General features: G+C 42.9%; 22 protein-coding genes. 12 read left to right on the forward strand and 10 right to left on the reverse strand.

Features of this window, described 5'->3' with window-relative positions; all coding sequences use genetic code 11:
• The first annotated feature begins 3 nt into the window (after nucleotides 1-3).
• The 5 genes from C8R11_RS10625 to lpdA all read left to right on the forward strand — a co-directional run bounded on the left by C8R11_RS10625 (nucleotide 4) and on the right by lpdA (nucleotide 6,468).
• Nucleotides 4-3,003, forward strand: coding sequence for a pyruvate formate lyase family protein (locus tag C8R11_RS10625; RefSeq protein WP_107795673.1), 3,000 nt, complete (start codon nucleotides 4-6; stop codon nucleotides 3,001-3,003).
• Between the two features lies 1 nt (nucleotide 3,004).
• Entirely contained in the window at nucleotides 3,005-3,655 is a 651-nt protein-coding gene (locus C8R11_RS10630; protein WP_107795674.1) for a hypothetical protein, read from the forward strand.
• On the forward strand, nucleotides 3,645-4,388 hold the full coding sequence (locus tag C8R11_RS10635; RefSeq protein ID WP_181258235.1) for a radical SAM protein: 744 nt from the start codon (nucleotides 3,645-3,647) through the stop codon (nucleotides 4,386-4,388). The genes C8R11_RS10630 and C8R11_RS10635 overlap by 11 nt, the downstream gene beginning before the upstream one ends.
• A gap of 222 nt (nucleotides 4,389-4,610) precedes the next feature.
• A complete protein-coding gene (locus tag C8R11_RS10640; RefSeq protein WP_107795676.1) occupies nucleotides 4,611-4,880 on the forward strand; it encodes a DUF211 domain-containing protein in 270 nt (89 codons plus the stop codon).
• A gap of 127 nt (nucleotides 4,881-5,007) precedes the next feature.
• On the forward strand, nucleotides 5,008-6,468 hold the full coding sequence (gene lpdA / locus C8R11_RS10645) for a dihydrolipoyl dehydrogenase (protein WP_107795677.1): 1,461 nt from the start codon (nucleotides 5,008-5,010) through the stop codon (nucleotides 6,466-6,468).
• Between the two features lie 144 nt (nucleotides 6,469-6,612).
• Here the strand turns inward: lpdA and C8R11_RS10650 are convergent, their stop codons facing one another.
• Nucleotides 6,613-7,083, reverse strand: coding sequence for a hypothetical protein (locus tag C8R11_RS10650; RefSeq protein ID WP_090698365.1), 471 nt, complete (start codon nucleotides 7,081-7,083; stop codon nucleotides 6,613-6,615).
• Between the two features lie 642 nt (nucleotides 7,084-7,725).
• Between C8R11_RS10650 and hemA the strand changes: the two genes are divergently transcribed.
• The 4 genes from hemA to grxD all read left to right on the forward strand — a co-directional run bounded on the left by hemA (nucleotide 7,726) and on the right by grxD (nucleotide 11,401).
• A complete protein-coding gene (gene hemA, locus C8R11_RS10655; RefSeq protein WP_107795678.1) occupies nucleotides 7,726-8,979 on the forward strand; it encodes a glutamyl-tRNA reductase in 1,254 nt (417 codons plus the stop codon).
• Complete coding sequence (prfA, locus tag C8R11_RS10660) at nucleotides 8,976-10,055, forward strand: peptide chain release factor 1 (RefSeq protein ID WP_107795679.1); 1,080 nt, start codon at nucleotides 8,976-8,978, stop codon at nucleotides 10,053-10,055. The genes hemA and prfA overlap by 4 nt, the downstream gene beginning before the upstream one ends.
• A 40-nt stretch (nucleotides 10,056-10,095) precedes the next feature.
• The gene (prmC, locus tag C8R11_RS10665; RefSeq protein WP_244907633.1) at nucleotides 10,096-10,989 is read left to right on the forward strand and encodes a peptide chain release factor N(5)-glutamine methyltransferase; all 894 of its coding nucleotides are present in this window, start codon (nucleotides 10,096-10,098) and stop codon (nucleotides 10,987-10,989) included.
• 100 nt (nucleotides 10,990-11,089) lie between these two features.
• Nucleotides 11,090-11,401: a Grx4 family monothiol glutaredoxin gene (gene grxD / locus C8R11_RS10670; protein ID WP_090698357.1), complete on the forward strand. Its 312-nt coding sequence runs from the start codon at nucleotides 11,090-11,092 to the stop codon at nucleotides 11,399-11,401.
• Nucleotides 11,402-11,418: 17 nt separating this feature from the next.
• Here grxD and C8R11_RS10675 read toward each other — a convergent pair whose 3' ends face one another.
• Nucleotides 11,419-11,859 carry a YqaA family protein gene (locus C8R11_RS10675; protein ID WP_090698355.1) on the reverse strand — a complete coding sequence of 147 codons (441 nt, stop codon included), beginning with the start codon at nucleotides 11,857-11,859 and terminating at the stop codon, nucleotides 11,419-11,421.
• Nucleotides 11,860-11,936: 77 nt separating this feature from the next.
• Entirely contained in the window at nucleotides 11,937-12,836 is a 900-nt protein-coding gene (locus C8R11_RS10680) for a LysR family transcriptional regulator (RefSeq protein WP_107795681.1), read from the reverse strand.
• A gap of 105 nt (nucleotides 12,837-12,941) precedes the next feature.
• Between C8R11_RS10680 and metE the strand changes: the two genes are divergently transcribed.
• Together metE and C8R11_RS10690 are read left to right on the forward strand one after the other, a co-directional pair.
• Nucleotides 12,942-15,239 (forward strand): 5-methyltetrahydropteroyltriglutamate--homocysteine S-methyltransferase, encoded by a 2,298-nt coding sequence (metE, locus tag C8R11_RS10685; RefSeq protein WP_107795682.1) that lies wholly within the window; start codon nucleotides 12,942-12,944, stop codon nucleotides 15,237-15,239.
• Nucleotides 15,240-15,345: 106 nt separating this feature from the next.
• Nucleotides 15,346-16,092, forward strand: a complete 747-nt coding sequence (locus tag C8R11_RS10690) for a 4-aminobenzoate synthase (protein ID WP_107795683.1) — start codon at nucleotides 15,346-15,348, stop codon at nucleotides 16,090-16,092.
• A 142-nt stretch (nucleotides 16,093-16,234) separates the two neighbouring features.
• Here C8R11_RS10690 and C8R11_RS10695 read toward each other — a convergent pair whose 3' ends face one another.
• The 5 genes from C8R11_RS10695 to C8R11_RS10715 form a co-directional block, all read right to left on the reverse strand.
• Entirely contained in the window at nucleotides 16,235-16,690 is a 456-nt protein-coding gene (locus tag C8R11_RS10695; RefSeq protein WP_107795684.1) for a hypothetical protein, read from the reverse strand.
• Nucleotides 16,691-16,900: 210 nt separating this feature from the next.
• Nucleotides 16,901-18,313, reverse strand: coding sequence for a guanine deaminase (guaD, locus tag C8R11_RS10700; protein ID WP_107795685.1), 1,413 nt, complete (start codon nucleotides 18,311-18,313; stop codon nucleotides 16,901-16,903).
• 87 nt (nucleotides 18,314-18,400) lie between these two features.
• Nucleotides 18,401-18,868, reverse strand: a complete 468-nt coding sequence (locus C8R11_RS10705) for a c-type cytochrome (RefSeq protein WP_107795686.1) — start codon at nucleotides 18,866-18,868, stop codon at nucleotides 18,401-18,403.
• 17 nt (nucleotides 18,869-18,885) lie between these two features.
• Nucleotides 18,886-19,443, reverse strand: a complete 558-nt coding sequence (locus tag C8R11_RS10710; protein ID WP_107795687.1) for a DUF411 domain-containing protein — start codon at nucleotides 19,441-19,443, stop codon at nucleotides 18,886-18,888.
• Nucleotides 19,440-19,907 (reverse strand): cupredoxin domain-containing protein, encoded by a 468-nt coding sequence (locus tag C8R11_RS10715; protein ID WP_107795688.1) that lies wholly within the window; start codon nucleotides 19,905-19,907, stop codon nucleotides 19,440-19,442. The genes C8R11_RS10710 and C8R11_RS10715 overlap by 4 nt, the downstream gene beginning before the upstream one ends.
• A 122-nt stretch (nucleotides 19,908-20,029) precedes the next feature.
• On the opposite strand from C8R11_RS10715, the gene ttcA reads away from it, so the two are divergent.
• Nucleotides 20,030-20,926 carry a tRNA 2-thiocytidine(32) synthetase TtcA gene (gene ttcA / locus C8R11_RS10720; protein ID WP_107795689.1) on the forward strand — a complete coding sequence of 299 codons (897 nt, stop codon included), beginning with the start codon at nucleotides 20,030-20,032 and terminating at the stop codon, nucleotides 20,924-20,926.
• A 13-nt stretch (nucleotides 20,927-20,939) separates the two neighbouring features.
• Here the strand turns inward: ttcA and C8R11_RS10725 are convergent, their stop codons facing one another.
• Both C8R11_RS10725 and C8R11_RS10730 read right to left on the reverse strand, forming a co-directional pair.
• Nucleotides 20,940-21,305: a DUF2784 domain-containing protein gene (locus C8R11_RS10725; protein WP_107795690.1), complete on the reverse strand. Its 366-nt coding sequence runs from the start codon at nucleotides 21,303-21,305 to the stop codon at nucleotides 20,940-20,942.
• Between the two features lie 52 nt (nucleotides 21,306-21,357).
• Nucleotides 21,358-21,945 (reverse strand): TlpA family protein disulfide reductase, encoded by a 588-nt coding sequence (locus tag C8R11_RS10730; protein WP_107795691.1) that lies wholly within the window; start codon nucleotides 21,943-21,945, stop codon nucleotides 21,358-21,360.
• Nucleotides 21,946-21,988 lie beyond the last annotated feature (43 nt).

Here is a 21,988-nt window from a genome sequence, read left to right on the forward strand (position 1 = left end):
GTGATGCAAACTTCAAATATTAACCGGGGCGGCATACACATTGATCTTGAACATGGTACAGCTGATACAGCTGCCTTCAATGATAAAACAGCCAGTTATCCAATACCCAATGATGCGCCTGACAAAATCAGAACACTGAATGATTTGACACTGAGCCACATCAGTCTCAGTGATTTTCCGGTAGTGCAGGCATGGCGGAATCAGTTATTCGATCCTGAATGGATACCGGAGGTCTGTGATGAATTGCCACGGCTACTAACAGAGTTTCTTCGCAAACCCAAGAACGATGCGTTGCCGCCCATCACCCAGCGTTCTCAGGCGTTGAAGCATATCTTCAGTCATAAAACTCCATTCGTCAAAAAAAGCGACTTGTTGCCGGGGCAAACGACAACAAGTTTTGTCGGACCGGTAGTGCATATGGACATGAGTGGTTATTGTATTTGGCCGGAGCTGGATACGATTGCAACCAGATCTCAGAATCCTTTCAAAATCAAACCGAAGGTTGCCAAACGTTTTAACGAGGAGATTTTCCCGTTTTGGCTCGAGCGACGCACTGTTCAGGAAGTTGCGCGTTATTCTGATTATGACACTGCAGATTATGCAAATGACCAAAGAGATACGGTTGACGGTGGCATGGCGGATGATCAGCGATCAATCGATCCGCCGTTAAAAAAACGTGCCGGCGAAACGCCTAAATGTCAGGAATTGTTTGAACGGGTTGCCTTTTATCTGACCGACAAGGCAACCGCAGTATCCCATACCGCGCCAGATTTCGGTCGCATATTAAATTATGGTATGGATGCGTTGATTGCTCAACTGCGGCAGGATATCGCTAACGGTTCTGCTACAGGTATGACCGTTGATCAAAAAGAATTTGCTGAAGCAGTTATTGCTGTTTATGAGGGCGCTAAAATTTATGCCGAACATCTGGCTGAAGCTGCCGGACATGCCGGTAACAATGAATTGGCCAGAATTTGCCGCAGGGTTCCGGCTAAACCGGCAAAGACACTGGCGGAAGCGTTGACAGCAGTGTGGATATGCTATCACCTGTTACTGCAGGAAAATACTAATTTCGGCCTTTCACCAGGACGGCTGGATCAGACTCTGAATGATTTCTATTTGAACGACTGGCAACAGCAGCCGGATGATGAAGCCAAAGCCGCTTATACCAAACATGCAGTTGAGTTGATGTGTCATTTCTTCCTGCGCTGTTCTGATCATGTTCCTCTGTCTCCTGAAACTGCTGAAGTGTTATTTGCAGGCAGTGGCTCGAATCAGGCGTTAACTGTTGGTGGTACACGGTATGTCAACGGTAAAACCGTTGATGCTGTCAATGACATGACGTATATCATCCTTAAGGCAACTGAAATGCTGTCCATCCGTGATCCCAATGTTCATGCACGTTATCATAAAGATGTACACCATCGCGCCCCGGATGACACGCTCCTTGGTCCAGGCGAGATTTCCCCTTACTTGAAACGTATCTGTCAGGTTAATTTGATTACGCGTGCAACACCCGCACTACATGGTGATGTGCCCGTAATACACAGTATGGCCAACTATTATGCCCGACATGATCATGTCACTATGGAAGAGGCGTTGACTGATGCGCATGATTATGCTTCTATCGGCTGCATCGAACAAAATTCAGATCATAAACACTACGGGCATACCGGTTCCACATTGCTGGTACTACCAGCTGTGCTCGAATTGGCCATGTTTGGCGGCAAGCACCGCAGTGACGGAATTGGCCGAAATGATCCGAATCTGTTCTACGGTAAAACGGAATATACTTCTTCGCCACTTAACGAGATGGACTCCATGCAGCAATTCATTGATAGTTTCCGCTTTCAACTCGATGAAATGGCACGGCATTGTGTTCAGTTCAATAATTATCTTGGGCGCACTCTGGCGAAGGTTCGTCCATCGCCATTACTGTCAGGACTTTTTGACGGACCTACAAACATACCCGGCGGCCACGGTGCAAAATTTCGCGATCTTTCATCAGGTGGCGCTAAATATAATTCTTCCGGTGTGGCCATTATCGGGCTCGCAGATGTTATTGATTCTTTCTGCGTTATCGACGCGCTGGTATTTGGCGGAAAAATGACAGCTGATGAACTGGTTGCCGCGCTAAATGCTAATTTTGATCCGAAACGATTGCCTGCAAATAAGCAGACTGGCTTTCTCAAGACGTTGATTGAACTGATTAAAATGCAGTATCCTAATGACCGGCAGAATAAAACACGCATTACTATAAAACCTGAGCGCTTGCAGGAATGCATGGATTTGATTCGTGTTGCCCCCAAATATGGTGCGGGCGTGGATAAAACCCCAGGCGGTATTTTTAACAATGCTATGGCGGTTAAATATACCCATTTGCTGACCAGGATGATTCAGGATGTCTTTTTCAAATATCGCACGCATCGAGGCGGTCGCTATTTGACAGGTTACTGGAGTATGACCAATCATGCCGGCTTTGGAATGTTGTGTAAAGCAACTCCAAATGGGCGACTTGACAACGCATCTTTTGCCAGTGGCATCACGCCTTGCCCAGGTATTGTCAAGGCTAACGGAGAGCCAGTGATGTTGCTGGATCACATGCTGTCTGTTGCCAGCGTCAATCCCGATACAGTGCAGAACGGATATACTTACAATCTGAGTCTGACACCCCGCGGTAAGGAATACTTTAATGAAGATACTGATTTGTTCGCAACGTATATGAAAACATTTATGGACCAAGATGGCGTACTCGTTCAGCTTTGCGTTACTTCGATTGAAGATTTTATCGCTGCCGACAAAGCTGCCACAGCTGCGAGTCAGACAGGTGCTGGTGAAGCAGAACAGAAGGCGTTGGCCCCTTATAAGGATTTGATGATACGTGTAGCTGGCTATTCTGCTTACTATGTTACTTTGAGTCCGCAGATGCGGCAGGAAATAATTGATCGTGCCAATTTTGGCATGGAAAGCGGCATTGAACAGCATGAGGTAGCAGGAGTCTGATATGCATGCAACGCTACCAGCACTCCCGCAGGGAATTCATCAAATTCTGAAATCCGGACTGCAGTTAAGCGAAACCAGTAATGAACTGGCCGGATTAATTAAACGTGCGGAAGGAAAAATTCTTGCAAATGGCATGGCTGCATTGATTAAACTGGGTTTTGGCTTTCTAATCAGTGAAGGTTTAAGTGACAGTAAAGCCGCGCAGTCACAAGAATTTTTTCAAGACAATTTTGTCATCAAAGATCCCTGCACACCAGATGGTTTTCGCTATTATCAGGGGAAAATTCTGATTCGAACACGTAAACCTGAAGATGACATGAATGTGTTGATTCGGTTTTGTCCTGATCCGTCTGCATTGTATATTGATACGCCTATTGGTAAACGGTTTAACCCGTGTGCAATTGTCGATACAAAAGTGTTGAGTGAGTCAAAAGCAGATCAGATTGAACAAGATCCGGATAAAGTGGACCTGGTTATTCGCTTCAGGGATGCTAAAGCCATATTGAGTCTTGCTGAGCGACCCGATGTAGACGTTGTCCAGCTTTTACTTGAAAATTTGGTACAGATTACCGGTAACTTTGGCCATATGTTTAAGTTTGGTGCAATCGGTAAAAATGTTCAGGCGTTAGTTGCGGATGCGTATGAACGATAAAGGGCTGGTTTTCGACATCAAACGGGATGCCAGCGAAGATGGACCCGGAATTCGAACAACTGTTTTTTTCAAAGGGTGCCCGCTTTCTTGTATTTGGTGTCAAAATCCTGAAGGAAAGAAATTTTTACCTGAACCTGATGTGTATGGTAATCAGATCGGCACATGGTACAGTACTAATGAACTTATGTATCGCTTGTTACAGGACAAACCTTTTTTTACATCAACGGGTGGCGGGGTTACACTTTCCGGTGGTGAACCTACATTACAAATGGATTTTGCCGGTAGGTTGTTGCAGGCACTTAAACGTGAAGGCATTCATACTGCGCTGGAAACATCTGGTTTTTTTCCATATGAATCGTTTAAAGCAAAAATGTTGCCCTGGCTGGATTTGATATATTTTGACATTAAATTAATTGATGCTGCTGATAGCAAACAGTACTGTGGGCAATCCAACAAACATATTCTGGAAAATTTTTCACGATTAATCAAAGATGCGAGCATTCCGGTTATTCCCAGAATTCCATTGATTCCAGGAATTACTACAACGGAAAAAAACCTAAAGGATATTGCTGCGTTTCTTAGGAAGCATGGAGTCAAATCGTGTGAATTGATGCCTTATAATCCTCTGTGGATTGATAAACTGCTTAAGCTCGGTATAGCGCCAGATTATAAGCGCAACAATTATATGACCCCTGCTGAACAAAAAGCCTGTGTCGACTGTTTTACACATTGATCTGATAGTTATCGGCAAGAAAGATCAGAACAAATGCAAATGATTTTCATTATACGATAATCTATGTGTTAATCTTGGCCGGATTCAATTTGCTGAAGCAAGGTGTTAATGCGTATTAGGCCGTAATCGGGCAATCGTTATCCCAATAACGACTAAGCGTTGCGATAAATCAAATTTTGATAGTGATATTGTCAATTACAACAACGTATTTGATATGCAGTTATGATAAAAGTAAAACGTTTGGTGCTTGATGTGCTCAAGCCCCATCAACCCAATGGACTGGAATTCGCCAGTGCGCTAGCCGAACGATGTGGAAGCTGTCGTATTAAATATTGCGTTGTAGAAGTAGATGAACAAACTGAAACAACGCTACTGACCATTGATGGCGATGATATTCAATTTAACGTTGTAACAGAGGCCATTCGTTCAATGGGTGCCACCATTCATAGCATTGATGAAGTTGACGTTGTGGGTTTGCAAACTGATACCTGATTATTGCGTCTTTCAAAAACCTGTTAAAGCGATTCTTTTTTCTGGTTTTTTTGTTTCATTTGACTTTCCCATCCTGCAAACTTTAGTAAAATAGACAGTACATTTAAATTAAAACAAAAGAGTGAATATGTCAGAAATAGTTGACGTTGCCGTAATTGGCGGCGGACCGGGCGGTTATGTTGCAGCAATACGCTGTGCGCAGTTGGGGCTGAATACGGTGTGTATTGATGCATGGAAAAATTCGAAAGGGCGTGCCAGCTTGGGCGGTACTTGTCTTAATGTTGGATGTATTCCTTCTAAAGCATTGCTGGAGTCGTCCGAACAATTTTTTCAGATTAAACATAAGGCCTCTGCACATGGCATTCAAGTGGATGGCGCCACAGTTGACGTGCCTGCGATGATTTCAAGAAAAGACAAAATTGTGACGACTTTTACAGCGGGAATTACGTCGCTGTTCAAGAAAAACAAAGTCAAATCAATTCACGGCACAGGAAAGCTACTTAAACGCTCTAAAACTGATGAGGCTTGGCATATAGAAGTCAAGGGCAATGATGATACCCAGACTGTTCAGGCCAGGCATGTGATAGTGGCGACAGGTTCTGTGCCGCGCCAACTCCCTATGGTTGAAATTGATAATGAAAGAATACTGGATAATGCCGGTGCATTATCGTTATCTGAAGCACCAGAACGCCTCGGCGTAATCGGTGCTGGCGTAATTGGTCTGGAAATGGGCAGCGTTTGGCGCAGATTGGGTTCGGAAGTCACCATATTGGAAGCGATGCCTGAATTTCTGATGGCTGCTGATGAACAGATTGCAAAAGAAGCTAAAAAAATCTTTTCCAAGGAACCTGGTTTAGCAATTCATACAGGTATTGAAATAAAATCGATCAAGGCAAGCAAAAAAAGTGTAATCGTTAACTATCAGGATGCAGACGGTGGCACGCAAAAATTGGAAGTCGATAAATTAATTGTTGCCGTGGGGCGTACACCGAATACATCAGATTTAGGAACAGATGAAAATGACCTTAACTTGGATGAACGTGGTTTTATTGAAGTGGATGAATATTGTCGCACCAATTTGACTAATGTTTTTGCTGTAGGTGATGTGGTGCGCGGCCCCATGCTGGCGCACAAAGCTTCGGAAGAGGGTATAGCTGTTGCTGAAATGATTATAGCAAGCGAAAAAGGGAATAATCAGGAAACTGAAGCCGTCAGCTTTAATACTATTCCTTGGGTAATTTATACTTCGCCCGAAATTGCCTGGGTAGGTAAAAATGAACAAGAGCTCAAGAAAGCAGGTATTGCCTATAAAGCAGGACAATTTCCTTTTATTGCCAATGGTCGTGCACGCGCCATGAATGCTCCGGCTGGATTTGTCAAAGTATTGGCAGACGCTGAAAGTGACCGCATACTAGGCATTCACATGATCGGTCCACATGTGTCTGAATTAATCTCTGAAGCAGTAACGGCAATGGAATTTTTTGCCAGTAGTGAAGATATTGCTCGCATTGTACATGCGCATCCTTCATTATCTGAAGTCATACATGAGGCTGCACTAGCCGTGAACAATCGTGCCGTGCATATCTAACATTAAGAGAGTTCTCTGCAATCGGGATTGGCAAGTTGTAGAAAAACGGCTGTCAATAAAGTTATTGATTAATCAATAACTTTATTGACAGCCGTTTTTATGCCTATTAGCTGTCCTAAAATATAAAAAAATAAATCGTGCAGCTTAAGGAAGACAGTTCTGACTGTTCGGGTCTATACCGCAAGACCAGCGTAATTCTCTGATGCCAGCTGCTTTATTGACTAAATAATCAGCTTTCAGTTGTTTGTTTTGTTCAGCTGTCAGCGCGGCTCTTTCCGGTATATATCGTTCATTACTCCAGAAACGTACCCTGCAAAATTCATCTTGACCTTGGCAAATACGACTAATCGCATTGCTATAAACTGTTTTGTCAGTATGACGATTTTGCTCCACAAGCACCATATGAACTTTTTTCCCGGAGTTTCCTAATTCGGCGATAAATACATTCTTCCACCCATTACCACTTTCTAGTGCAGCTACTTCATCTTCTTCGGTTTCAACTGAAGATTGTGCTTCATTAATTACTTCTGCTGCATTTTCGTCAGATTTTGCAAACGCTGCGTATGGAATACTCAGTGCCAAAAATAAAAAGGCACAAATTATATTTTTGTTCATAAATTCTCCATGTTGAGTTGTAGCTTTCCTTGTACTCCACCAACTTAGAATTGACGTGTACGGCGTTCGCAAGATATTTTGTCGTCACAATGCGCGGTGCGAAGGCAACGGGCCCAGTGCTGCAACACAATGATCAAACATGATGTGAACGACCGACTGGCCGGCATTTTCAATGCAACTGACTACGCCAGGCTTCTTGACAAGTAACTAATTCTTGCTAGGAAGCCAGCATCGCCATTAACGTTGAAAAACTAACTGAATTCATCATTTCTAAGTCGAACGAGTACTAGCAATATCACTGCTACAGTTTTTCAAAATAAATAAAATTGAAAATGAGATACTCAGACAAATATTTGCAGCCTGAGCATCGTTAGCAGCCGAAGTATACCCGCAAAATAATATATTGCACAGATGATTGTTTTGCTGAAGATAAATTCAGAAAAACGCTGTTTCATACTTGATAAAGCAAAAAATAAAAAATTGCGTATACAGTTAACAGTTATTTTTATTCTTTAAAAATAAAGCTTTTAGATGAACTCTTTAACAATAAAGCAGACAAATGTTTCACATGGATAGTATTTATGCACACTTAATATTATAATCGTGAGCTTTTCATTCACGGCCGCTAATACATTAACTTACATGCAGTTATTTGCCTTTGGTATTAATCATAATACTGCGCCTCTGGATGTGCGTGAACAGGTTACCTTTTCCGAAAACGCAATGGAACATGCTTTGCACGATCTGGTCGGACGCAATCCCATCAAAGAAGCGGCTATTGTTTCAACCTGTAATCGAACAGAGATTTATTGCAGTACTGACAAACCGGAAGAAGCCATGCATTGGCTTGCGGATTTTCATCATTTACAAACACAGGAACTGGACCCTTACCTCTACAAGTTGGCGCGCGAGCAAGCCGTCAAGCATGCATTTCGGGTTGCGAGCGGTTTAGATTCCATGGTGCTGGGTGAACCGCAAATATTGGGTCAATTAAAAAGCGCAGTTAAATCAGCTGAGAACGCAGGCACTTTAGGTTTGTTGTTACATAAATTATTTCAGCGAACATTTTTTGTTGCCAAAGAAGTGCGCACATCAACCGAGATTGGCACAAACTCTGTATCAATGGCTGCTGCCGCTGCACGCTTGGCCGAACGGATCTTTGGTGAAATCAGCGAGCAGCGGGTGCTGTTTATTGGTGCCGGAGAAATGATTGATTTGTGTGCAAGCCATTTTGCTTCGCGAAATCCGAAACATGTTACGGTAGCCAATCGAACTATTGGGCGTGCACAGGCGTTATCCAAGCGATTCAATGCCAGGGCTATCACGTTGGCTGATTTGCCCGAACAGTTAGCACTGCATGATATCGTTGTCACCTGCACCGCGAGTCCTTTACCTATCCTGGGCAAAGGAATGGTTGAACGTGCTGTTAAAGCACGAAAACATCGCCCGATATTTATTGTCGATCTGGCGGTGCCACGCGATGTTGAATCGGAAGTGTCTGAACTGGATGATGTTTTTCTCTACTATGTGGATGATTTATCTGAGATTGTGAAAGAGGGTATGGATGCACGCCAGAGCGCGGTTGCTCAGGCAGAATCAATTATCGATAACAATGTTATCGATTTTATGCGCTGGATGGCGACGCGTGAACTGGTTCCTACCATTCGTGCGTTACGTGATCAAGGTGAAAGATACCGTCGTCAGGAACTGGATCGTGCCAGTAAGTTGCTGATTAAAGGTGAAGATCCGCAGAAAGTTATGGAATCGTTAAGTAATGGTTTGATGAATAAATTTCTGCATATTCCTTCCAGCTCCCTAAATCACGCCACTGCCGAAGAACGTGAGCAACTGGTTGAATTGGTGAATCGGCTTTATCAACTGCATCGGCCGCAATGAAAAACAGTCTTGCTAACAGACTTGAACGTCTCAGTGTGCGCTTGGAAGAACTGAATCAGATGCTGAGCAGTGAAAAGATTACTGCAGACCTGGATAATTTTCGCAAGCTTTCGCGCGAGCATGCCGAGATCATATCTATAGTTGATCTGTATCATGCATATCAACAAACTGAAATGGATATGATAACCGCCCGCGAGATGGCTTCTGATCCGGAAATGCGTGAGTTTGCTGAAACTGAAATGCAGACTGCGAAGGAAAAACTGGCAGAAATTGAAACTGAAATACAAAAACAGTTATTACCCAAGGATCCCAATGATGACCGCAATATTTTTCTGGAAATACGCGCGGGAACTGGTGGTGATGAATCAGCTCTTTTTGCGGGCAATTTGTTTCGTATGTATTCACGTTATGCTGAGCGGCGCAACTGGCAGGTTGAAATCATTTCACAAAGCCCATCAGACGTTGGCGGCTATAAAGAGATTATAGCCAAAATTATAGGACAGGGTGCTTATTCACGGCTTAAATTCGAATCGGGGGGACACCGCGTACAACGCGTACCTGTGACTGAAACTCAAGGGCGTGTCCATACATCTACCTGTACTGTTGCTGTTATTCCTGAAGCGGATGAGATCAGTGAAATTGAACTCAATCCGGCCGAGTTACGCATTGATACTTTTCGGGCTTCCGGTGCGGGTGGTCAGCATATTAATAAAACAGATTCGGCGGTACGGATTACCCATTTGCCAACTGGTATGGTTGTAGAGTGTCAGGATGGTCGTTCCCAACATAAAAACAAGGCGCAAGCTATGAGTGTGTTGGCGGCGCGTATTCACGCCAATCAAATGCAGAAGCAGCAGGCAGAGCAGGCGGCAACTCGTAAATCCCTAGTGGGTACGGGTGAACGTTCTGAACGGATTCGTACATATAATTTTCCACAAGGCAGGGTAACTGATCACCGTATCAATCTGACACTTTATAAAATGGATCAGATTATGGATGGCGATATTGACGAAATTTGTTCGGCCTTAATGGCCGAACACCAGGCAGAACAACTTGCAGTCTCGATGGAAGAATAACCGTATTTCCGTTTGAATAGACAAGATCGAGATGTGTACCGTGAATCAGTGTAGATATGATCAAATCACATTGGATTTTTCCCCGCGCACTATTTCTCAAGTGCTGTACTGGTCTGTTCAAAAAATCGAGTATGTTGACGCACGTTTACTGCTGCAATATGTGATGCAAGTGAATTATTCCTATTTATTGACGCACGCAGATGATTTTCTTTCTTCAGATCATTTTGAAAGATTTTCAAAACTTGTTCTGGAGCGTATTAGAGGAGTGCCAGTTGCTTATTTAACAGGTCTACGTGAATTTTACGATCTGACTTTCAGGGTAAGCCCTGCCGTTTTGATACCGCGTCCGGAAACTGAATTATTAGTTGAGCAGGCGCTTGCTAAAATTCCAGAGTCACGCTCAATGAAGATTCTGGATCTCGGGACTGGGAGCGGGGCGGTAGCCATAACAATTGCAAAACATAGACCTCGATCACATGTGACAGCGATTGACTTGTCCCATGATGCTATTGCAATTGCGAAATGGAACGCGCAAAATCTTGCCGCTGGTAATATTCGTATCACTCAAAGCAACTGGTTTGAAAAACTTGTTGCTGATAAATCGTTTGATTTAATAGTTTCCAATCCACCTTATGTCGCTCAAAACGACCCGCATTTACAACGAGGGGATTTACGTTTTGAACCAGATATTGCATTATCAACGCATGAGAATGGATTAGCTTGTATTCGTCATATTATTGCTACATCGGCCGCATATTTAGTTGACGGCGGGCAATTGTTATTAGAACATGGTTATGATCAGTCAATTCAATGCAGAGGTTTGCTGGAGGCGCAAGGATTTCGTAATATTTACTCACAAACAGATTTAGCCGGCATAGAACGCGTGAGTGGTGGCAGTTATCATGCAGAAAATCTGCAACCCAGGATTCCGTGACAAAAACAATGAGACTGACTATTTTGTTGGTTTCTTTCATCTAAAAAATAACGTAGAAATTTCTTTTGATTTCTTGTAATTACTGAGGAGCATATCAAATATGAGTGTAGAAGATACTATTGAACAGCAGATTTCAAACAATCCCGTTGTGCTGTATATGAAAGGATCGCCGGAGCAGCCGCAATGTGGTTTTTCTGCAAATGCAATCAATATTCTAAATGCATGTGGTGTCAATAATCTGTTTACTGTGGATGTGTTGCAGGATCCGGAAATACGTCAGGGTATTAAAGATTATTCCAATTGGCCAACGATTCCACAGTTATATGTAAAAGGTGAATTTGTCGGTGGATCCGATATTCTCACCGAAATGTATCAAAGCGGTGAATTGAAAAAACTTATTGATGAAGATTAATATTACTATCCGAACTATCAGCTTATAGTTGCCGCGACTGATTTTGTGGCAGTGGCGACAATCCAGTAACGTGCAAACTTGCCGACGGCCATGAATATCATGGCCGTCAACCAGTTTACCCTAAGCCATCCGGCAGCAACACATAATGCGTCACCGATGACAGGCGTCCAGGAAAGCAATAGGACAGGCGCACCATGACTGCGTACCCATTTCAGACTGCGCGAACTACCATCCGTTTTTTTGAGAATGGATTTCTCATCGGGTAACAAACGTCCGATGAGATACGAGCTCATTCCACCCAGTGTATTACCGATTGTTGCAATGATAAGCGCATACCAGAGAAGGTCGGGATAGGCAATGAGTACACCGGCAAGTACGGCTTCTGATCCACCTGGTAATAGTGTTGCAGCGAGAAAACTACTGGTAAAAAGTGCTAATAGACTTGCTTGTTCATCCATAATTTGACTCGGTCATAAAAAGCGCAAGTTTACACGCATACCTGATAGCGTGATAAATTATCTGTTTAAACTATTTTTTATTCAAAAGTATTGTTCGCCGCTTTTTGACCAACAGACATAAACTGCATGATATAAGGGATCGTCTTGTCTGATTCTCTCATTGCCAAATATAATTTCTGATACAATCCATTTTTTCCGAAGTAAATTTTGTTCAGTTTCAATTCTCCAATTCTTGCATCTGCCAACCATTCCGGTAAAACGCAAACGCCCCGTTTTAACGCCGTCATTTGCAGCATAATTTCTAGTGACTCAATTTGTTTTAATTTTGCCGGTTCAAGGTGTGATGGGGTTAAAAAATGAACGAGTACAGTCAGTCTCTCTGGCGGTACCGGAAAAGTAAGTAATGTTTCCCTGCAAAGCATTTCTGGTTTTAATTGTTCGACCGACGCCAAAGGATGATCTTCCGAGACAAGAAGTACCAGCTGGTACGCGGCTAAAATTTCGTAATGTATTTTTTCTTTCTTAATGAGATCGGGTGTAATCAGTACGTCGATATGGTGATTCAGTAGACCTTCTAAACCTGAAAACTGGAATTTATGCACAATGTCTATATCGATACCAGGCATTTTTCGCATGAACTGGCCAATCACCGAATTTAACCACTCGTAGCAGGGGTAACATTCAACGCCGATTCGTAAAATGCCCTGGCAACCTTCGCTATAGGCTTTAAGTGTTTTTTCGGCCTGCGATAATACAGGCAGAACCTGATTTGCCACTTCTAATAACAAATGCCCGGCCTGGGTCAAACGCAGGGTGCGGCCATTTTTTTCCCACAGTGCGATTCCCAGTTTTTTTTCCAGATAACTGATTTGGTGTGATAGAGCAGGCTGACTTACACATAGTGCATTGGCAGCTTCAGTAAGTGTTCCATTGGTATGCAACGCTTGTATGATTTTAAGATGACTGTGTTCTAACATTTATGAGGATATATTATAAGATCGTAGAAATTTATCATTATTATTTATTGTTTGTTGTTTATACAATAGTTGAACGATTATTAAATAGCAATGGTGAATACAAACATGGTAACAACGCATAATCTTGGGTTTCCTCGTATTGGAAGAAAGCGGGAATTGAAATTTGCTTTAGAAAAATACTGGAAAAAAACAATTTCTGAGAAAACTTTGCTGGAGGCTACAGCTAGTCTGCGCTCACAGCATTGGCAGGATCAAATGATGCTTGACTGGATACCGGTAGGCGATTTTTCGTTATATGATCAAGTACTGGACACCAGTTTTATGCTGGGTAATATTCCAGTACGAGTCAGTGAATTGCCCGGAGGTGAATTGGATCATTATTTTCGTGTGGCGAGAGGGCGTGCTGCTACTGATGATTCGGCTGGTACTTCTGTCAGTGCTGGCGAAATGACCAAATGGTTTGATACAAACTACCATTATATCGTACCGGAATTTGATCAACATACACGGTTTTCGCTGCATAGTGATTCACTGCTTCAACAGATTAACAATGCACAGGAACAGGCCATTCAGGCAAAGCCCGTTATTCTAGGCCCGGTCACTTACCTTTGGTTAGGTAAATGCAAAGACGATTCAGATAAGCTTGATTTGCTTGATGACTTGATAAGTATGTACGCACAATTATTCGAAGCGCTTGAGAAATCAGGTATCAAGTGGGTTCAAATCGATGAACCTGTCTTGGTTACGGAACTTGATGAGGTATGGAAACATGCGTTGCGTAAAACTTATTATCAATTACAGGCAACACCTATCGATTTGTTATTGACTACTTACTTTGGCCAACTTCAAGACAATCTACAATTGGCTTGTGAATTGCCCGTCAGCGGATTGCACCTGGATGCTGTCATGGCCAAAGACGAAATAGCCAAGATAATTGACTGGCTACCGAACAATAAAATCCTTTCTCTTGGTGTCATCAACGGACGCAACATTTGGAAAACCGATCTAACAGAAACGCTGAATTGGCTTGAACCCATTCATGCAAACTTACAGGATCGCTTGTGGCTTGCGCCGTCCTGTTCACTACTGCATGTGCCTGTTGACCTGGATAGCGAGCAGCAACTGGATTTGGAGATTAAATCCTGGATGGCGTTTGCCTTGCAGAAATTAAATGAAGTCTCTGTATTGGCCAAAGCACTTAATCATGGAAGAAACAGTGTGGCTGAAATTCTTCAGGAAAATAGAACTGCAATAGAAAGCCGCAGTCAATCCAATCGTGTGCATCAAGCTGCTGTGAAACAACGTGTACTTGAAATTACCCCTGCCATGGGCAGTCGTCAGTCTCCTTATCCTCAGCGCGTGATTGAACAACGAGAAAAAATTCAATTACCATTTTTTCCGACAACAACTATTGGTTCTTTCCCGCAGACTAAAGAAATCAGACAGGCCAGAATGGATTTGCGCACGAAGAAGTTATCGGAAAAGGACTATCGGCTGGCAATGCAGAAAGAAATAGAGACCTGCGTGCGTGAACAGGAAACACTGGGTCTGGATGTATTAGTCCACGGTGAAGCTGAACGTAATGATATGGTGGAATATTTTGGTGAACAGCTAGCAGGTTTCACTTTTACGCAATTCGGTTGGGTGCAGTCTTACGGTTCACGATGTGTTAAACCACCGATCATTTTTGGAGATGTATCACATACCCATGCGATCACTACTGAATGGATTGCATATGCACAATCATTAACTGACAGGCCTATGAAAGGCATGCTAACCGGACCTGTTACTATGTTAAACTGGTCTTTTGTACGTGATGATCAGCCACGTGCCGAAACCTGCTTACAACTTGCGCTTGCGGTACGCGATGAAGTGACTGCCTTGGAAAAAGCGGGGATTGGGATCATTCAGATTGACGAAGCCGCACTCAGAGAGGGACTGCCACTCAGAAAATCACAATGGAACATTTATCTTGATTGGGCGATTCGTGCTTTTCGTATTGCTGCTAATGGTGTAAAAAACAGTACACAGATTCATACGCATATGTGTTATTCGGAATTCAATGACATTATTGAGGCCATTGCGCAAATGGATGCGGATGTCATTACGATTGAAACTTCACGCTCTGATATGGAATTGCTGGATGCATTTGATGAATTTCATTATCCGAATGAAATCGGTCCCGGTGTATATGATATACATTCACCCAATATTCCTTCTGTGGATTCAATTATTCATTTAATGAAAAAAGCGGCGCAACGCATCCCGGCTCAGAGATTGTGGGTGAATCCGGACTGTGGATTAAAAACGCGTAATTGGGATGAAGTTAAGCCGGCGTTGCAAAATATGATTGCAGCAAGTAAATATTTATCAAGTAATCTGGAGCCTCATAAAATCAGTTAAATTTGACTTGCTGATATTATTTAGCGATGATATGCATTGATGATTTCATCTTATCGCAATTAAGTAACAGGTAACAATACGTTAAATGAAAAAGGAAAAAATGACCATGACAACCCGTAATCTTTTTAAACAAAAAATCAGCAACACGATTAACGAAAAACATCTGCTCAAACACCCTTTTTATGTTGCATGGACTGAAGGTAAACTCACTAAAGAACAATTACGTCATTATGCTGAGCAGTATTTTTATAATGTATTGGCGGAACCGACTTATCTGAGCGCCGTGCACTTTAACACACCACACTTCAGTTCTGATACAAATGCAGGCGACATAAGCGTGCGCCAGGAAGTGTTGAAAAATCTGATTGATGAAGAACATGGTGATACGAACCATCCGGCTTTGTGGAAAGCTTTCGCATATGCACTGGGTGCCGACGATAAAAGCCTGACCAATGCAAAAGCATTGCCGAATACTGAAAAACTGGTTGCCACATTCCGTGAAATTTGCCTGAATCGTCCATTTTATGCAGGCTTGGCCGCATTGCATGCGTTTGAATCACAAGTTCCTGATGTAGCTGCAGTCAAAATCGATGGCCTGGCTAAATTTTATGGCATGACCGATCCGAAAGATTATGAATTTTTCTCGGTGCATCAAAAAGCGGATGTTTATCACTCTCAGGCTGAATGGGACTTGATCGAACGTTTTGCAGATACACCTGAAAAACAGGAGGAAGTACACGCTGCAACCCGGGAGGTTTGCGACGCATTATGGGGATTTCTCGATGGTATTCATGAAACCTACTGTGCAAATCTGACCTGTGACGCACCTAAGGAAGCAGCAACAGTGCATTAATTAAATTACATCCACACCTCTTCTCGGAAAGGAATGGGTGTGGTAAGTCTGATTCAAACATATAAAAAAGGTCTTGTTTAACAGCCGGAAGAACGGTTAATAAACAAGACCCTTTTTGTATGTTTAGTTAGAATAAATAGAATTAAAGCTCCTTACGTTTTTTGTCAGCATCCGCTATTTCATCACTGCTATTTTTTAATTCTGCTTTTTCAGCATTTGCCTCAAATTCTTCCTCTGCAGATGTCCGTTCAGGTTCGCCATCTTCCTCCACTTCTTCAGCAGCTTTACGCGCGGCTTCTTCAGCTTCCTCTTCTTCCCCTCTGCGTGTGTTCCACATAAAATAAATAGCGCCCAAAGTCACAATCACTACCGGCATGATGACATAGGAAAACAGGGCGGATTCAACAGTGATATTTTGTGATGCTGGCGGTGGTTTGGTTGCAATCATGTAGCCATGCAGTATTGCTACACCAACGACAGGCACAAGTGCCGCGATAAAACGATTAGTAATCAAGGGGCGGACAGTGAACATATTGAGAATATTCGATCCGTAATAACCAACAAAATAAATAAAAATATAAAAAAAGATGGCACCCATAAATTTTCCTTAAGTGACTGTTTGGTCGCGCTTATTGCTCAAATTGACTTTAACTAATTCCGTGTGATTGAGTGGTCAGTCGTTTTTATGTGTTTTCCGGAATGTCAAATTTCATGGTAGATAAGACTTTATTACAATTTCGGTCTTCGAGTTTAATGATACACAACAAATAGTGAAAAATCACGATTAGTTTTTTCATCAACTACGAAATCAGAAACGAGGCCGATCGACTTTCTGCCAGCGTTTGCCCATCAAGTAAACGGCTTCCACTGTGCGATCGTCAGCAAGCATCATGAGTGCGAATAACCGATCGGCTAGTGATTGCGTTTTTTGTAAACGAAATTTTAACAGTGGTATTGCTTCAAGATCTAGAACGATGAAATCACCTTCTTTACCAGGTTGCAATGAACCCAGTTTGTCACCAAGATAAAGTGCGCGAGCAGCGCCTAGTGTGGCCAGGTAAAATGCCTTGAAAGGTGTCAATGTTATTTCATTTTGGGGTGTATCGGTATATGCCTTATGCAGTTGTACGATCTTATAGGCTTCATTGAGAGTCTGAAACATGGAAAAGCTGGTGCCTGCACCGATATCGGTACCGAGCCCGAGATGACAATTTTCCCGTTGCGCTTTTCTGAAATCAAATAGACCACTGCCGAGAAACAGATTCGATGTCGGACAAAAGGATATAGTCGCTTTCTTTTTCGCAAACAGGCTGAATTCTTCATCCGTCAGATGAACACCATGTGCGAAAATTGCTCTGGGACCAACCAGACCGAAATCATCATAGATACTTAGATAATTTTTTGATGCTGGAAAAAGTTGTTTTGCATGCATGACTTCGCTTAAGTTTTCAGATATATGCGTTTGCAGGTAGACACCGTTGTACGCATGAAAAAGTTTTGCAGCTACAGCCAATTGTTCAGGACTGGAAGTAATCGCGAAGCGGGGTGTAACCGCATACTGGATGCGGCCTTTGTTATGCCATGTTTCAATCAGTGCTTGGCTTTCTATATAGGCTGTTTCCGGTGTGTCCAGCAAATAATGCGGCGCATTACGGTCCATCATGATTTTGCCACCGATTATGCGCATATTCAATTTTTCCGCTTCTTCGAACAAGGCGTTGACCGAAGTTTTGTGCACTGTGCCAAAAACCAGTGCAGTAGTGGTGCCATTATCTAGCAACTCGTTGAGAAAAAAACGGCTGGCTGAGCTTGCATAGGATTTATCAGCAAAATGCGCTTCAGTTGGATAAATGTATTTATCCAGCCAATGTGTCAATTGTTCACCAAATGCAGCAATAATTTCGGATTGTGGATAGTGTGTGTGCGTATCGATAAAGCCTGGAAAAATGAATTTGCCGCTGTAATTTAAAACTGTATGCGCCGCAAGTTGGTATTTGCTATGCATCTCAGTTGCATATCCGACATCAAGAATATGGCCGTCATCGTTCAGAACCAGGATACCGTCATCATAATACTGGTAGGATTTTACTGGATCAATTGTTGTGCCTGGATCTTCCGTGAGAAAGAAAATAGTGCCACGGACTGCTTTGGGTGCAATCGCAATCTCGCATTGGTTATTCCTGATGCTTTCAGACTTAATTCCGGATGTGGAAACGTGCATAGATTATGCAGTTTTTAGCTCGGATTTAAATGTTGCAGTGCAGCGGTGAGTTTACGCATAAGAAATTAATCTTGATTTTTCCCGTATTTATTTGTCTTCAAAGTTTTGATACCAGGTAGCATAAATTTCATCCGGCCATAAGGATTTAATCCATACCACGACATCATCCACCTGCTGTTCGGTCAGGATACCTTCCCAAGCAGGCATGGCACTGATTTCAGGCGGGCCGCCTTTCAGAATTGTTTTTTTCAACACTGCCGTCGAATGGTGCCATGCATGCGCAGTACCATTCAATGGCGGGGGTGGAAATTTTCCATCTGCGTTAGGTTTGCGCCAGTCAACTGTTCCTTCGGCATTTTTCCCATGGCAGCCTTCGCAGTTAATCTGAAAAACACTTTCGCCTCGTTTTATCTGATCAGTATCAAAATTTCTGACGATCAATCCTGTATCCCGGTTTAGAATATCTTTAAGCGAGCGCGATTCAGATTGCGTGCTCTCATCACAACCGGTGATTACTAAAATACTGCATATCAACAGTAAGAAACGGGTTGGCATGATGTGATGAATAGACGCTAATTATTTAAACGCATAATAGAAGAAGCGCCTGCTGGGTCGGTCTTCGTTTCAGGTGCGGATGCAGGTGCCGGTGTTACGGATTTTGTAGCATAAGGGTCGTAACGGTTATAAATTTCGGCATCTCTACGCGTATCACCGGGCGCATTCACCTTAAGTACATTGTATGGATCGCTGCGACGTCCTTCCATGCCAGGGGAGCCATGAGGCATATCGGGCACGGCTAGTCCGAGTGCGTCCGGTTTTTCTTTGAGAAAACGGATAATATCGGGTGCCGGTATATGACCTTCCATCACGTAACCGTTGACCAAAGCCGTATGACAAGACCCAAGCGTTTCAGACATGCCAACTTTTTTTCGTATTTCTTTGTTACCGACGTCTTTGGTAACTACGTTAAAGCCATGATCACGCATATGGTCGACCCATTTAGAGCAGCAGCCGCATGTCGGGCTTTTATAAACTTCAACAGTTGTTGTAGCCATTGCCTGCGGGACAATGACCAATAGGCCTGTAGTTATAATTGAACAGGTTAACAGGATAGATATCAGTGTTTTCATTTCTTCTCCACATAAATTATTCCACGCATGCCCTTGGAATGACCAGGCAAGGGGCAGATAAATTCAACCGTCCCTGCCTGATCAAAGTACCATATAACTTCTTTTTGTTCGCCCGGCTCCAATATAATCAGACCGGGTTCTAAATGGTCTTCATCAGGGAACATGCGTCTCATTTTAACGGCTTTTTTAAGATCTTTCTTGGTTCCAATAAACATTTCATGTCGATGATCACCGCGGTTTTTTACGACAAAGCTGATTGTTTCTCCTTGAGTTACCCATATCTCATTGGGCAAAAACATGTAATCAACCTGCGTCAGTTTGACAATGCGCGTGACCTTGCTCGCATCACCCGGCTCGCCAACGCTGTCTTGCATAGTTAACGCCGCATGTGGTTTATTTGCAAAAGTATTGGTTGAAAACAAGATCAATATCACCAGTGGTATAATCAGTACGGATTTGATCATTACAATTTCCCCATGAATTCGTCTGGAACTTTTTTATCAGCCCAACATTAGAATGGGTCAATGCTAAATTGTTCCTGTTATTTTATATATTATACTGCACCTACTACAAATCATTCCTGATAATGCTAGATAAGAAAGTACGTTATAACGCCAACAAACTTCAAAAACGATTAAGACGCCAGGTAGGTACGGCCATTACGGATTACAATATGATCGAAGCAGGTGATCGTATTATGGTTTGCTTGTCTGGAGGCAAGGACAGTTATGCGTTACTGGATATTCTGTTGAGCTTGAAAGCACACGCGCCTTTGCACTTTGAATTGATCGCCGTGAATCTGGATCAGAAACAGCCAGGTTTTCCAGTTGAGGTGCTGCCGGGCTATCTGAGTAAAATTGGAGTGCCTTATCGTATCATTGAACAGGATACCTATAGTGTCGTCAAACGTGTTATCGCTGAAGGCAAAACAACATGCAGCTTATGTTCACGTCTACGCCGGGGTGTTTTATATCGTGTGGCCAGTGAGTTGGGCGCAACTAAAATTGCATTGGGTCATCATCGTGATGATATCCTCGAAACCCTTTTTTTGAATATGTTTTATGGCGGTAAACTCAAGGCTATGCCGCCCAAACTGGTCAGTGATGACGGTCGGCATATTGTTATTCGCCCGTTGGCATATTGTAAGGAAAAAGATATTGCAACTTATGCACAGACCGCTGATTTTCCCATAATTCCATGTAACTTGTGTGGATCGCAACCGAATCTTCAACGACAGGTCATCAAGGAAATGTTGCAAATATGGGATAAACGCTTTCCTGGCAGGCTGGAAACTATGTTCAGATCAATACAGAACATTCAGTTATCCCATTTGGCCGATACCGCAAAATTTGATTTCAGAAACCTGAAAACGCAAAATAATCCCTATGAAGGCGGCGATACGGCCTTTGATGAGGAAAACTTTGAGCCGTCTATTGAGGAAATGATCTCTCCGATGCTTGGGAAAACTGAAAGCTCAAATTAAATTCCAGGAGTTACTAACGGCTCTGTGGTGGTATCCATTTGAATGTGGCCGCAACCAGGCTTGCAAAAGCGATATATATCGTCGTAAAGACATACTCTGGAAAACTATAAAACAGGATCTGATGCACCCAGTGTTGGATAAAACTACTTTCTGTTTCAACCTGCCGCAGCGAATTTTCAAGCGCAGTGAGTGGACAAACAACGCCCAACAAGGATTCAATAACGACAAACAATATCGCCGCCAGATGAAGATAGCGGAACAAGGGATTTCTGACAAATGAGTGTTTGAAATAAGCGCCAATCCAAATTAACGGCAGACTGCCGACAACAAACAGCACATAAAAAAAATGCATAATCAGTACAACATCGGCAAGTGGCATGGTTTTATGCCTGATATGGGCGGTTAAATCGGATATTTAAAAACGCTAATGTTCATCGCAGGCCGACTTGTGCTGCATTTTCTGAATAATTTTGCAGTAATGGCATAATAGATTTTTCCAATGTTTTCTTATGGACACGGCCTAAAAATGTATCGGTAATATTTCCCTGTCTATCAAAGACAACAGTATAAGGTAATACCGACATTTGGTTGCCTGCGGCTTCAGCAAGCGCCATTGCCCCTAGGCCTCCGACTAAAACAGGGTAATTAATTTCAAATTCCTGACTGTATGGAACGACTTTGTCTTCCCGGTCAATGGCGATGCCGACGAAAATTAAGCCCTGATGCCCATATTGATTTTGCAGTTCAATGAATTCAGGAATTTCTTCCCGGCAGGGTGTACACCAGGTTGCCCAAAAATTAACCACGATCACATTTCCTTGCCATTGCGAAACGGTTTGGGTAACGCCTTCAATATCGGGAAGACTCGCCGATAAAATAGCTTGTGCACCTTGTTTGCTTGTTTCTTCAGATAATGGCGGTTGGGGACTGTCCATAAAATGCGCGCGCAGCCATACACCGGCCGACAGAGCAACAATGGCTGCAGCGATGAATAAGATGATTTGGCTCAGTTTTGGCATTGACGTATCCTTAAGAAAAACAGTATTTAACTGATTGTGATAT

This window comes from Nitrosomonas aestuarii (assembly GCF_003046585.1).
Lineage (GTDB): Bacteria > Pseudomonadota > Gammaproteobacteria > Burkholderiales > Nitrosomonadaceae > Nitrosomonas > Nitrosomonas aestuarii.

Excerpts from the sequence above, each read along its gene's own strand:
- C8R11_RS10625 (WP_107795673.1), top strand. The coding sequence starts at position 4 with ATGCAAACTTCAAATATTAACCGGGGCGGCATACACATTGATCTTGAA.
- C8R11_RS10630 (WP_107795674.1), top strand. The coding sequence starts at position 3,005 with ATGCATGCAACGCTACCAGCACTCCCGCAGGGAATTCATCAAATTCTG.
- C8R11_RS10635 (WP_181258235.1), top strand. The coding sequence starts at position 3,645 with ATGAACGATAAAGGGCTGGTTTTCGACATCAAACGGGATGCCAGCGAA.
- C8R11_RS10640 (WP_107795676.1), top strand. The coding sequence starts at position 4,611 with ATGATAAAAGTAAAACGTTTGGTGCTTGATGTGCTCAAGCCCCATCAA.
- lpdA (WP_107795677.1), top strand. The coding sequence starts at position 5,008 with ATGTCAGAAATAGTTGACGTTGCCGTAATTGGCGGCGGACCGGGCGGT.
- C8R11_RS10650 (WP_090698365.1), bottom strand. The coding sequence starts at position 7,083 with ATGAACAAAAATATAATTTGTGCCTTTTTATTTTTGGCACTGAGTATT.
- hemA (WP_107795678.1), top strand. The coding sequence starts at position 7,726 with ATGCAGTTATTTGCCTTTGGTATTAATCATAATACTGCGCCTCTGGAT.
- prfA (WP_107795679.1), top strand. The coding sequence starts at position 8,976 with ATGAAAAACAGTCTTGCTAACAGACTTGAACGTCTCAGTGTGCGCTTG.
- grxD (WP_090698357.1), top strand. The coding sequence starts at position 11,090 with ATGAGTGTAGAAGATACTATTGAACAGCAGATTTCAAACAATCCCGTT.
- C8R11_RS10675 (WP_090698355.1), bottom strand. The coding sequence starts at position 11,859 with ATGGATGAACAAGCAAGTCTATTAGCACTTTTTACCAGTAGTTTTCTC.
- C8R11_RS10680 (WP_107795681.1), bottom strand. The coding sequence starts at position 12,836 with ATGTTAGAACACAGTCATCTTAAAATCATACAAGCGTTGCATACCAAT.
- metE (WP_107795682.1), top strand. The coding sequence starts at position 12,942 with ATGGTAACAACGCATAATCTTGGGTTTCCTCGTATTGGAAGAAAGCGG.
- C8R11_RS10690 (WP_107795683.1), top strand. The coding sequence starts at position 15,346 with ATGACAACCCGTAATCTTTTTAAACAAAAAATCAGCAACACGATTAAC.
- C8R11_RS10695 (WP_107795684.1), bottom strand. The coding sequence starts at position 16,690 with ATGGGTGCCATCTTTTTTTATATTTTTATTTATTTTGTTGGTTATTAC.
- guaD (WP_107795685.1), bottom strand. The coding sequence starts at position 18,313 with ATGCACGTTTCCACATCCGGAATTAAGTCTGAAAGCATCAGGAATAAC.
- C8R11_RS10705 (WP_107795686.1), bottom strand. The coding sequence starts at position 18,868 with ATGCCAACCCGTTTCTTACTGTTGATATGCAGTATTTTAGTAATCACC.
- C8R11_RS10710 (WP_107795687.1), bottom strand. The coding sequence starts at position 19,443 with ATGAAAACACTGATATCTATCCTGTTAACCTGTTCAATTATAACTACA.
- C8R11_RS10715 (WP_107795688.1), bottom strand. The coding sequence starts at position 19,907 with ATGATCAAATCCGTACTGATTATACCACTGGTGATATTGATCTTGTTT.
- ttcA (WP_107795689.1), top strand. The coding sequence starts at position 20,030 with ATGCTAGATAAGAAAGTACGTTATAACGCCAACAAACTTCAAAAACGA.
- C8R11_RS10725 (WP_107795690.1), bottom strand. The coding sequence starts at position 21,305 with ATGCCACTTGCCGATGTTGTACTGATTATGCATTTTTTTTATGTGCTG.
- C8R11_RS10730 (WP_107795691.1), bottom strand. The coding sequence starts at position 21,945 with ATGCCAAAACTGAGCCAAATCATCTTATTCATCGCTGCAGCCATTGTT.